Source organism: Humibacter sp., from assembly GCF_035547335.1.
Taxonomy (GTDB): domain Bacteria; phylum Actinomycetota; class Actinomycetes; order Actinomycetales; family Microbacteriaceae; genus Humibacter.
Window position 1 is genome coordinate 103,222 of the sequence record NZ_DASZVF010000010.1, and the last position, 11,490, is coordinate 114,711.

Sequence of the window (11,490 nt, forward strand, 5' to 3'; positions counted from 1 at the left end):
GTCCGCGACCAATGGGGGTCGCGAGCCGACGCTTCCCGCCCGGTCAGTTCAGCGCGATCGCGGTCCAGGAGACGGGCGGCAGCTCGATGGTCAGCATCCCGTCGTCGAGAGTCGCCGTGCCGTTCGCGGCCGGGGCGACCCGGCACTGCGCCTCGAGCGTGTTCTTCGCGTACACGTCGGCGTCGGACAGGGTCGTCGCTTCGGCGATGCGCGAGAAGCCCAGGCTGCGCACGTCGATCGAGAGCTGAGCGGGCTCCGTGAGGTGGCGATTGACGAGGAAGACCGCCGCACGATCCTCATCGACGGTGGCGATCGCATCGACGACAGAAGCGTCGCCATGCTGCGCGGTCTCGTACTGCGGCGACTGGATCACCGGCCGCAGCACGTCACCGGATGCGAGCCTGCTGGTGATCGAGAAGGGATAGAACGTGGTCTGCCGCCAGGCCGGCCCTCCCGGCTCGGTCATGATCGGCGCGATCACGTTGACCAGCTGGGCCAAGGACGCCGATGTGACCCGGTCGCTGTGCTTCAGCAGCGTCATCAGCATGTTGCCGACCACGACGGCATCCGCCACCGTGTACACGTCCTCGAGCTGCCGCGGCGCATAGCGCCACTCGTCGTACGTCTTCTGCGACTCCTGGTGGGCCTTGAGGTACCACACGTTCCACTCGTCGAAGGAGACGTTGATCTTCTTGCTCGACCGCTTCTTGTATCCGACGTGGTCCGCAGTGGCGACCACGGTGTCGATGAAGTAGTCCATGTCGATCGCGGAGGCGAGGAACGAGCCGAGGTCGCCATCCAGTTCCTCGTAATAGGCGTGGCACGAGATGTAGTCGACGTAGTCGTAACTGTGCTCGAGCACCGTGCGCTCCCAGTCGCCGAACGTGGAGATCGCCGAGCCCGACGAGCCGCACACGACGAGCTCGAGGTCTTTGTCCGCCATCTTCATGGCCGCGGCCGTGCGCGCGGCGATCTTGCCGTAGTCGTCGGCCGTCATGAATCCGGTCTGCCACGAGCCGTCCATCTCGTTGCCCAGGCACCACATCCGCACGTTGTGCGGTTCTGGCGATCCATTGGCGATGCGCAGATCCGAGAGAGTGGTCCCCGACGGATGGTTCGCGTACTCGAGGAGGTCGAGCGCGGGCAGGATGCCTCGCGTGGCCACGTTGACCGCCAGCATGAGCTCGGCGTCGATGAGTCGCAGCCAGCGCGCGAACTCGTCGAGGCCGACCTGGTTGGATTCCAGCGAGTGCCAGGCGAGATCCCTCCGCACAGGACGCTGCTCGCGGGGACCCACGGAGTCCTCCCAGCGGAAGCCGGAGACGAAGTTGCCTCCCGGGTAGCGAATGGTCGTGCTGCCGAGCTCCTTGACGAGCCGAACGACGTCGAGGCGGAAGCCGTCTTCATCGGCACTCGGATGCCCAGGCTCGTAGAGCCCGTCGTAGACACAGCGTCCGAGGTGCTCGACGAAAGAGCCGAAGGTGCGGCGGTGGACGGGAGCGATGACGGCTCTCTTGTCGAGCTCGATGTGGGCGCGGGGCACAGCAGGGTCCTTTCGGAGTGGGAACGGTCGGTCGTCGACCGGAGTGTCGTGATTCGGTGCTGAGACAGCGGCAGAGTTGTGCCCCTGCCGTTACTGCGGCAGGGGCACAGTCGAGGGCGCGGGATCGGTGCGATGCGACCTCAGCCCTTGACCGCTCCGGTGAGCCCGCCCACGATCCGCTTCTGGAAGATCGCGAAGAAGATCAGGGCGGGCAGCATGGCCAGCGAGGTGAACGCGAGCACGGCTGCCGTGTCCTGCGAGTACTGCGAGGAGAACGCCTGAACGCCCAGCGGCAGGGTGAAGTTCGCCTGGGAGTTCAAGATGTACAGCGGCAGCACGTAGTTGTTCCAGCTGCCGATGAACGACAGGATCGCGACGGTCACCACGCCAGGCACGGCCAGCGGGATGACCATGCGGAAGAAGAACCCGAGCCGGCTCGCGCCGTCGATCGACGCCGCTTCCTCGATCTCATTCGGTATGGCCCTCAGGAACGGCACCAGGATGATCACCGTCGTCGGCAGTCCGAAGGCGATCTGCGGAATGATGATCCCGAACAGGTTGTCGACGAGACCGAGATCCTTGACCACCAGGTAGAGCGGCGTGATCGCGATCACCATGGGGAACATCAGCCCTGCGGCGAACAGCGAGTACATGGCGCCCTTGAGCTTGAAGTCGTACCTCGCGATCACGAAGCTCACCATGACGCCCAGCACGACCACGCCGATGGTGCTCAGCAGGCCGACGATGATCGAGTTCGCGAACTCGCCCCAGAATGTCACCGAGGTGAGGACCTTCGCGTAGTTCGTGAACACCCACGGCGAGGGGAACGCCGAGGGGTTCGTGGAGATCTGCGAGTTGGTTCTGAACCCGCCGAGCACGATGTAGACGACGGGCGCCAGGCACACCGCGATGAGCAGAAGCGCGATGAAGTACGTGACCGGATTGCCCCACTTCTCCGGCCGGTCCGAGCGGCGATCGGTCCCGGGCTGCTTGGCAGGGACGGCGGTGGTCGCGGTCATCAGTGGACTCCTTCCGTGACGGCGCCCCGCAGGTCACGGCGCAGGACGAAGCGCTGGTAGACCAGCGCGATGACGAGGGAGATCAGGAACATCACGACGGCGACGGCGCTGCCGTATCCGTAGTTCCCGGCGTTGCGGCCCTGGGCGACCATGTAGATGGCCATGGTCGAGGTGCCTGCCGTGCCGGAGACGTACGCCCCCCAGATGATGTAGACCAGGTCGAACAGCTGCAGCGACCCGATGATCGACAGGAACGCCCAGATGCGGATCGTCGGCCCCAGCAGGGGGAGAGTGATGCGCCGCTGGATCTGCCAGTACGAGGCACCGTCCAGCTGCGCCGCCTCGAAGAGCTCCTCGGGTATCGACTGCAGGCCGGCGAGCATCAGGATGACGGCGAAGCCAACGTACTTCCACGAGATGATCGCCATCAGGGTCCAGATCGCCAGATTCGGATTGGCGAGCCAGTCCGCCGCCAGGAAACCGAGGCCGAGCTGGTGCAGCAGGTCGTTGACGGCGCCGTTCGTCTGCAGCATGAGGCTGAACCCGGTGCCGACGATGACCTCCGAGATCACGTACGGCACGAAGATCAAGATGCGGATGACCGAGCGTCCTCTGATCTTCTGATTGAGCAGCAGCGCCAGCACGATGGCCAGCGGTCCCTGGATCACCAGGGAGAGCACCATGATCCACAGGTTGTGCCAGAGCACGGCCTGGAACGCCGGATCGGTCAGGATCAGCTTGTAGTTGTTCAGGCCGACGAAGTCGGTCGGGGCGCCATACCCCTTCCAGCGGTAGAAGCCGTAGAACGCGGCGAGCACGACCGGGAAGATCACGAACGCCAGGAACACGATGATGGCCGGCCCCGACAGAAGGGTGATCTCCAGCCGCATCCGTGCGCGCCCGCGGCGACGAGGCTTCGTCGCGCGCGCGGCCGGGAACGCGGATGAGACCACGTCCCCGGCCTGAAGCGCGCCCTGCGCCGCACGGCTGCCGGCCGTGGCGGTACCCAGGGTGTCTTTCATCGGAGTCCGCTCAGCCCTTGGCCGCAGCGTCGTTGACGGCCTTCACGATGCCCGCGGCGTTCGTCTTGCCCGCCATCAGGTTGACGACCGCGGTGTTCAGGGCGTTGCCGACGTTCTGGCCGTACTCCGTGTCGAGGAAGTCGACCGCGTACGCCGCCTTGTTGTACGCCTGCAGCGACGAGACGTTGTAGCTCTCGGTGACCACGGACTGCGCATTCTTGTTCACCGGGATGGTGTCGAACGCCTTGGCATAGGCCTTCTGCTGATCGGTGGTGAGCAGGAATTCGAGGAAGTCCTGGCCTTCCTTCGGGGCGTTCTTCGACAGCGACATGCCGCCGCTGACGTTGCCCATGAGGGCGCTCGGGTCGCCCTTGCCGCCCGCGACTGCCGGGAACGGGAACCAGCCGAGGTCGGGCAGCGGTTTCTGGTCGGGCGTCAGACCCGCGAGGGTGCCCGGCTCCCAGGCGCCCATGAGCTCCATGGCCGCCTTGTGGTTGGCGAGCAGACCGGCAGACGAGCCGGCGCCGGTTTGACCCGGCGTGGTCAGGAAGCCCTCCTGGAACGGCTCGGTCTTCAGCAGGGCAGCGACATCCTCGCCGGCCTTCGTCCAGCAGGGGTCGGCGAACTTGAGCGTCTTGGCCACCTTGCTGATGGTGTCCTGACTGCACTCGCGGATGGCGAAGTTGTAGTACCAGTGCGCGGCGGGCCAGGCATCCTTCGCGCCCACCGCGATCGGTGCGACGCCGGTGGTCTTCAGCTTGGCGACATCGGCGTCGAGCTCGTCCATGGTGGTCGGCGCCTTCGTGATGCCGGCCTTCGCGAACAGGTCTTTGCTGTAGTAGATGCCCTCCGGCTGCACCGTCATGGGCACCGCGTAGATCTTGCCGTCGATCGTGTTCGCCTGGAGGGCGGCGCCGGCGGCCTTCTTCGTCGCGCTGTCGAGGCTGAGGGTCTGAAGCTGGCCGGCGTCGACCATGTCCTTCATCTTGCCGCCACCGCGCTGCATGAAGACGTCGGGTGCGGAGCTCGAGTTCAGCGCCGTCTGCAGCTTGCCGTCGAAGTCCTCGTTCTGAATGCCCTGAAGCTTCACCGTCACGTTGGGGTGCAGCTTCTGGTAGTCAGCGGCGGCATCCTTCCAGTACTGGACGCCGGGGCCGGTCGTGGCGTTCTCCCACACCGTGAGCGTCACCTTGCCGTCGGCCGAACCGCCGTTCGACTGGTTGCCGGCGCAGCCGGTTGCCAGAAGCGCAACCCCCAGGCCGATCGCGACCACGGCCGCGCTGCGTGATTTCCTCGTCATCGTGGAAACTCCTTGACTCATCATCATTGATCGGGTCGGTGCAATTAGTTTGCGCAAAGTATCGCCGCACTGAGACACCGCACGTCATGGTGACACCACGATCACGGGTTAAGCAAGGCGATACTTTTCGCAAGTTATCGAGTCGTTATAGCCTTGTTGCATGTCACCTCGCCCGGCGGGAACACGTCCGACGCTGGCGCTCGTCGCGGAGGCTGCTGGAACGAGCGTGCCGACGGTCTCGAAGGTGCTGCGCGGCGGCACGGACGTCTCGGCCGAGACGCGCGCACGGGTCATGGATGCCGTGCAGGCCGTGGGCTACATGCGCAAGCCCGGCAGCAAGGTCGAGACAGCACCGGATGACACCGGTCCCTCGGATTTCATCGACCTGGTCGTCACGCACTTCGAGGGCTCGTGGGCGAATCTCGTGCTGGCCGGAGTCGGGCGCGAGGCAGCTGCAGCAGGGCTTGATGTCGTGCTCACACTGGCCGACGATCCCGACATCGACTGGGTGTCCAAAGTGCTGCGTCGCCGCACCATCGGGACCGTGGTCGCGCTGGTCGACCCAACCTCCCGGCAGTTCAACACGCTCACCGCGGCGGGCGTGCCTGTCGTGCTCGTCGAGTCGCAGAGCACACCGCCGCCAGGAGCCGCCAAAGTGGGTGTGGCCAACTGGGACGGCGGGCGGCTCGCGGCAGAGCACCTGCTCCTCCTCGGCCACCGCAGGCTGGGTGTGATCGCCGGTCACGCGAGGCACATCTACAGCCGCGCGCGGGTGGACGGATTCCGCGCTGCCGCCGACACCTCGAACCTGGGCCGGGCGAAGGTGTCCGTCGCGTACGGCGCGTGGGAGACGGATCGAGCGGCGGCCGCGACCCACGAGCTCCTCGATGCCGACCCTCGCATCACCGGCATCTTCGCGTGCTCCGACCCCATGGCGCTCGGCGTCTACGCGGCGCTCGCCGAACGGGGGCTGCGCATCCCCGACGACGTCAGCGTCGTCGGTTTCGACGACCTTCCCGAGGCGCACTGGATCAGCCCGACGCTGACGACCATCCGCCAGCCGACCACCGAGCTCGGAGCAGCGGCGGTCAAGCTGCTGCTCGACCTGGCGAAGGGCGACGACTCGATCGTCAGGCTCCAGACGCGGATGGAACTGACGACCGAGCTCGTCGCCCGCGCGTCGAGCGGACCCGCTCCGCGACCCTGACGCTTTGCCCGCCCCGCCCCGCCAGGTAGCGCCGGCGTCGACGGCGCAGGACGACGGCACCGGTGTCGACGGCGCCGGACGACAACCGGACGGCAACACGGACGCGTTGGAGGCGTGGCCGGTCAACCGGCCCGCCGCATCCGCAGGGCGCCGTCAGGGGGTGAACGGGGTGAGGCAGAACGGATGCCCGGCAGGGTCGAGCAGCACCACCCAGCGCGGGTCGGGCTGCACGGGGGCGACGGTCGCGCCGCACGCGACGGCGAACTCCGCCTGCGCCGGGAGATCGAGGTCCGGCCCGCTGATGTCCAGGTGCACGATGGCGGTGCCCGGCCAGCGAGGCCGCTCGTACGGCTCGACGCGCTGGGCGATGAGCGTCACCGATCCCGCTCGCACGGCGGCTGCCGCCGGGGTCTGCCAGAGGATGGATCCACCGAGCAGCTCTGCGTAGAACCCGGCGAGCGCTCCGTGGTCGGCGCAATCCAGTGAGACCGCCGCGACGGCCAGGGTTCCACGACGATCCGGCATGGTCCGACGATACGTCCGCTCCGGCTGCTCGCGCGCCACCTGCACGCGTGACGCGAGGGTGTCAACGCCTGGAAACCTCCCGCCGATCCGAATGGGGTGGATGCCGACTGCGCACGCGAGGGAGGGACTCACATGTTGGCGATGACGTACCGGGGGCCGTACAAGATCCGGGTGGAGGAGAAGGACAGGCCGCGCATCGAGCATCCGGGCGACGCGATCGTGCGCGTCACGCTGGCCGCCATCTGCGGATCCGATCTGCACCTGTACCACGGCATGATGCCCGACACGCGCATCGGCCACACGTTCGGGCACGAGTTCATCGGGGTGGTCGACGAGGTCGGAGCCGACGTGCGGAATCTCAAGGTCGGCGACAGGGTGATGGTGCCGTTCAACATCTACTGCGGCAGTTGCTACTTCTGCGTGCGCGGCCTGTACTCCAACTGCCACAACGTGAACCCCAACGCCACGGCGGTCGGCGGCATCTACGGCTACTCGCACACCACCGGCGGCTACGACGGCGGTCAGGCCGAGTACGTGAGGGTGCCGTTCGCGGATGTCGGGCCCGCGATCATCCCCGACTGGATGTCGGACGAAGACGCCGTCATGCTCACCGACGCGCTGCCGACCGGCTACTTCGGTGCGCAGCTCGGCGACATCGCGGAGGGCGACACCGTGGTCGTCTTCGGGGCGGGGCCGGTTGGGTTGTATGCGGCGGCGTCATCCTGGCTGATGGGCGCCGGCCGGGTGGTCGTGGTCGACCACCTGGACTACCGCCTCGACAAGGCCCGGGACTTCGCGCACGCCGAGACGCACAACTTCACCGACGTCTCCGACATCGTGTACACGCTCAAGCACGCGACGGACGGCCTCGGCGCCGACGTCGTGATCGACGCGGTCGGGGCAGAGGCGGACGGCGCCGTGCTGCAGCACATCACTGCAGCGAAGCTCAAGCTGCAGGGCGGCTCGCCGGTCGCGCTCAACTGGGCTATCGATTCGGTGCGCAAGGGCGGCACCATCTCGGTCATGGGGGCGTACGGCCCCCTCTTCAGCGCCGTCAAGTTCGGGGACGCCATGAACAAGGGCGTGACCATCCACACCAACCAGTGCCCGGTCAAGCGGCAGTGGCCTCGGCTGTTCGAGCACATCAGGAACGGATACCTGAGGCCGGCGGACATCGTGACGCACCGGATTCCGCTGGAGCACATCGAGGACGGATACCACCTGTTCTCGGCGAAGCTCGACGGGATCATCAAGCCGCTCGTCGTTCCGACGGCAGCGTGAGAGAGGAGCCGACCATGCCGTACATCGCCAGCGACCACGCCAAGCGATACGACCCGGAAGCCCTGCGTCAGCGCATCCCGGGATGGGGCGTCGACAGCGATCCGGCCGACCGGCCGTCGCATCCTCGCGAGCTCGTCGATGCGGGGGAGACCGGCGCTCACTGGACGCTCCCGGTGCTGCAAGAGCCACGAGAGGGACGGGAGCGCTCGATCGAGCACGAGATGCTCACGCCCGTCTTCGGCACGGCGCAGCCATTGCACGGGCTGTCCGGGATGATCCGCAGGTTCGCCTACGACAACTACAGCGAAGGGCAGACGGCCCACTGGCTGCTGCTCGTGCTCGGCGACCGGGTGGAGTCGGTCGGGGCGCACCTGAGGTCGTTCGCAAGCTCGCGGCCCGACAACCCCATCACGCAGACGGGCATCCTCGCGGAATCCGGTCGGCACCCCATCGCTTCCCGGTACGGCGTGGGCCGTGCCGACGTCAAGCACAGCTGGCTGGACCCGATCATCGTCGCCGGTCCGTGGGTGCTCGCGGGCGTGCTTCTGGCCAGGTCGGTCGTGCGGCTCAGCCGACGGTAGCCCGCCTCGTCGAACACGTCAGAGCAGGGCGAGGCGGCCGACCATGCGGTCGATGCGGTTGCGGGGGCCGACGAGACCCAGCGCGTGGTAGTCGAGGTCGTCCGACCCCTTCGCCGACACGCTGCGCAGATAGTCGTCGTAGACGCGGGTGAGCTGCGCGTCGACGGGCATGTCGACGATCAGCACGTCGTCGGACGACGCAGCCTTCCTGCGGATGCTCCTCAGCTGATCGCCGGTAGCCGCGAGCACCGTGCATCCGGCCCACGGCAGGCCGGGATGCGACACGCCCTCCGCGTCGATCGCGTCGGGTCCGAGCAGCCCGTCGACCGCGCGGCCGGTGACCGCCGCCACACACGCGGCGGCGTTCACGGCGCGGCCCGCGTCGAGTCCTCCATCCACGACGACGACCCACTTCAGACGCGCGGACCGGGTGGGCGCCGAGGTGTCGATCTCGTCAGCGGTGAAACCGAACGATGGCATGGTGATGGGACCTCCTGCGGTATGGATCTCGGGATACATGCAGGAGGATAGGCAGAACGGTGACGATGTAGCGCATCGACCGCATTTAGTACGAAAGGAGCCCGGGCATGGCGGAACTGGACGCACTTGATGCGGCGATCCTCGCCGAACTGCAGTCGAATGCACGGCGCACGAATCGGGACATCGCGGCGGCCGTCGGAGTTTCGCCCACCACGGCGCTGGACAGGACGAAGTCGCTCGTCGCGCGCGGCGTCATCCGAGGCGCGCGTCTCGAGCTCGACCTGGCCAAGCTGGGCAGGCCCGTGCAGGCGCTCATCAACGTGCGCGTGCGCCCGCCATCGCGAACCAACATCGAGGCCTTCCGGGACTGGGCGGTCACGCTGCCCGAGGTGCTGGGCCTCTTCGTGATCACGGGCGACGACGACTTCGTCGTGCACGTCGCCGTGCCCGACAACGACAGCCTGTACACGTTCGTGATCGACCGGCTCACCCAGCGCAAGGAGATCGCGAACGTGCGCACGACCGTCGTGTACGAGCACCTGCAGAACCCTGCGCCTGTGCCCCGGCCGCGCAGGAACGGTTAGCCGGCCTGCGAAGAGACGTCGATCCTGCGCGTGCTGGACCGGGCTGTCGCCGGGTCGGGGGATGCTGAGGTGATGGACGACAAGCGAGCGGCGGGCGTCTGCTGCTCACCGGGATGCGGTGACCCTGTCTCCGCCGATGCGCCGGTCCCGCTGTGCGAGCGCCATCTCGCGGCGGCGGCCGACTGGGCCGGTGCGGTCTTCGGTGTGGAAGACGTGCTGCCGTCGCCGTGCCTGGCCTGCGGATCCCGGGTCGGAGTGCGGTATCCGTCTGGATGGGTGTGCGCCAGCTGCGAATGGGTGCACGGGGAGGTGCCGGAGGAGACGGTGCTTCGAGCCCGCGTGAACGTCGTCTACTACCTCAGGCTCGACACCCGCATCAAGATCGGAACGACCGGCAACCTCGGTCAACGGATGCGCAGGCTCTGGCACGACGAGCTCGTCGCGATAGAGCCGGGCGACCGCCTGCTGGAGAGGTCCAGGCACGAGCAGTTCGCGCGGTACCGGCTCGGGCCCAGCGAATGGTTCGAGCGCTCGCCCGAGATCGCCGACCACGTGGCGCGGCTGAGCCTCGGCGCCGGCGATCCGTGGGCGCTGTACGCACGGTGGGTGAGCGAGTCGATCGCCGCGCTCGGCTGACGCGGAACGCGACAGGACAGGACCCGGCGGGCTCACCCGTTCAGGTCGCAGGAAGACGACGGCGGGAGGGCACGGGTTACGGGGCGAACGTCACGATCGTCGCCACGACGATGAGCGTTCCGACGATGCCCGTAGCGAGACCGATGGTGAACCAGCGGGCTCTGCCTGGCACGCGTTCCGGCGGTCGTGGCAGGCCCGAAGTGGCGCCCTCGCCGGGCTTCATCGTGATCGGGCCGGGGTTGCCCGGTCCCATGCCGAGGCTCATGGGACAACGCTACGCCTCCTGTCTCGTCGCGATCCGCTAGGCCATCGCGAGCGAGGCGACATCACGCACGGCCGCCGCGAACGCGTCCGGCGCTTCGAACGGCAGGTGGTGGCCGGCTCCGGCGACCTGCCGGTGCAGGCGCTGGCCCGTGAAGCGAGCGGCATCGGCCGTGCCGTCGGTGGCGGGGAAGTTGCCGTCCGCCGTCCCGTCGAGCGTGATCGCGGGCACCGGGATGACGGGCGATGCGGCGAGCAGGCGCTCGACGCTCTCGTACTCGGGCGCCCCGTCTGCGTAGCCGAGCCGGTGCCGGTACGAGTGGATGACGACATCCACGTAGTCCGGATTGTCGAACGACCGCGCCATCGAGTCGAGCAACGCGGCGTCGAACGGCCGGTGCGGAGAGTTGCGGCGCCAGATGACCTCGGCGATGTCACGTCGATGCTCGCTCAGGCCCCGCCTGCCGCGCTCGGTCAGGAAGTAGAAGAAGTACCAGAGGCCCGCCTCGATGTCGGCGCGCACGGGCCGTTCGGCGGCGGCGATGTTCTGGATGAGATAGCCGTTCACACTGACGAGGCCCGCCACCCGGTCCGGCCAGACCGCCGCGGCGACGCACGCGGCGCGGCCGCCCCAGTCGTAGCCCGCGAGGATCGCCTTCTCGAGCTGCAGCGCGTCGAGCAGCTCGGCGACGTCGGTGCCGAGCGCTGCCTGCTGTCCCGACCGCGGGGCATCCGTGCGCCGGAACCGGGTGGGACCGTGACCGCGCAGGTGCGGCACGATGACCCTGAAGCCGTCGGCGGCGAGCTTCGGCGCCACGTCGCGGTAGCTGCCGACGTCGTACGGGAAGCCGTGCAGCAGAACCGCGGCCTCGCCGTCCTCCGGTCCGAGCGCGTGGTAGCCGACGTCGAGCGTAGCCGTGCGGGCGGTGTGCAGTTCGCCGAGTTCAGGCATCTGCCGGGTGTCCTTCTCGAGTGGGTGCGTTGCCGTCCGAAGGGGGCGGCGGAGGGCTGCGGTGCCCGGGCCCGGCCTGGGCGCCCGGGCCCCCCGAGG

Annotated in this window: 13 protein-coding genes; 5 read left to right on the forward strand and 8 right to left on the reverse strand. The window is 67.9% G+C overall.

The genetic code is table 11. From position 1 onward, the window contains the following. Positions 1-43: 43 nt before the first annotated feature. The 4 genes from VHB92_RS03655 to VHB92_RS03670 form a co-directional block, all read right to left on the reverse strand. Complete coding sequence (locus tag VHB92_RS03655; RefSeq protein WP_325451490.1) at positions 44-1,543, reverse strand: alpha-N-arabinofuranosidase; 1,500 nt, start codon at positions 1,541-1,543, stop codon at positions 44-46. A gap of 140 nt (positions 1,544-1,683) precedes the next feature. Continuing rightward, positions 1,684-2,562: a carbohydrate ABC transporter permease gene (locus VHB92_RS03660; protein WP_325451492.1), complete on the reverse strand. Its 879-nt coding sequence runs from the start codon at positions 2,560-2,562 to the stop codon at positions 1,684-1,686. Then, entirely contained in the window at positions 2,562-3,584 is a 1,023-nt protein-coding gene (locus VHB92_RS03665) for a carbohydrate ABC transporter permease (protein ID WP_414653058.1), read from the reverse strand. Before VHB92_RS03665 ends, VHB92_RS03660 begins: the two co-directional genes overlap by 1 nt. A 10-nt stretch (positions 3,585-3,594) precedes the next feature. After that, on the reverse strand, positions 3,595-4,884 hold the full coding sequence (locus VHB92_RS03670; RefSeq protein WP_325451494.1) for an extracellular solute-binding protein: 1,290 nt from the start codon (positions 4,882-4,884) through the stop codon (positions 3,595-3,597). 160 nt (positions 4,885-5,044) lie between these two features. Here VHB92_RS03670 and VHB92_RS03675 point away from each other — a divergent pair, with 160 nt between their 5' ends. Further along, entirely contained in the window at positions 5,045-6,091 is a 1,047-nt protein-coding gene (locus VHB92_RS03675; protein ID WP_325451496.1) for a LacI family DNA-binding transcriptional regulator, read from the forward strand. Between the two features lie 153 nt (positions 6,092-6,244). Here the strand turns inward: VHB92_RS03675 and VHB92_RS03680 are convergent, their stop codons facing one another. Beyond that, positions 6,245-6,616: a VOC family protein gene (locus VHB92_RS03680; protein WP_325451498.1), complete on the reverse strand. Its 372-nt coding sequence runs from the start codon at positions 6,614-6,616 to the stop codon at positions 6,245-6,247. A gap of 132 nt (positions 6,617-6,748) precedes the next feature. Here VHB92_RS03680 and VHB92_RS03685 point away from each other — a divergent pair, with 132 nt between their 5' ends. After that, positions 6,749-7,897 (forward strand): zinc-dependent alcohol dehydrogenase, encoded by a 1,149-nt coding sequence (locus VHB92_RS03685; RefSeq protein ID WP_325451499.1) that lies wholly within the window; start codon positions 6,749-6,751, stop codon positions 7,895-7,897. A 14-nt stretch (positions 7,898-7,911) separates the two neighbouring features. After that, complete coding sequence (locus VHB92_RS03690) at positions 7,912-8,478, forward strand: hypothetical protein (protein WP_325451500.1); 567 nt, start codon at positions 7,912-7,914, stop codon at positions 8,476-8,478. Between the two features lie 18 nt (positions 8,479-8,496). On the opposite strand, the gene VHB92_RS03695 is transcribed toward VHB92_RS03690, so the two are convergent. Next, complete coding sequence (locus VHB92_RS03695) at positions 8,497-8,958, reverse strand: DUF2000 domain-containing protein (protein ID WP_325451502.1); 462 nt, start codon at positions 8,956-8,958, stop codon at positions 8,497-8,499. Positions 8,959-9,065: 107 nt separating this feature from the next. Between VHB92_RS03695 and VHB92_RS03700 the strand changes: the two genes are divergently transcribed. Together VHB92_RS03700 and VHB92_RS03705 are read left to right on the forward strand one after the other, a co-directional pair. Next, complete coding sequence (locus VHB92_RS03700) at positions 9,066-9,542, forward strand: Lrp/AsnC family transcriptional regulator (RefSeq protein WP_325451504.1); 477 nt, start codon at positions 9,066-9,068, stop codon at positions 9,540-9,542. A 72-nt stretch (positions 9,543-9,614) separates the two neighbouring features. Further along, positions 9,615-10,178, forward strand: coding sequence for a GIY-YIG nuclease family protein (locus tag VHB92_RS03705; RefSeq protein WP_325451506.1), 564 nt, complete (start codon positions 9,615-9,617; stop codon positions 10,176-10,178). A 76-nt stretch (positions 10,179-10,254) separates the two neighbouring features. Here the strand turns inward: VHB92_RS03705 and VHB92_RS03710 are convergent, their stop codons facing one another. Next, complete coding sequence (locus tag VHB92_RS03710; RefSeq protein WP_325451508.1) at positions 10,255-10,443, reverse strand: hypothetical protein; 189 nt, start codon at positions 10,441-10,443, stop codon at positions 10,255-10,257. Positions 10,444-10,479: 36 nt separating this feature from the next. After that, positions 10,480-11,391, reverse strand: a complete 912-nt coding sequence (locus VHB92_RS03715; RefSeq protein WP_325451510.1) for an alpha/beta hydrolase — start codon at positions 11,389-11,391, stop codon at positions 10,480-10,482. Positions 11,392-11,490 lie beyond the last annotated feature (99 nt).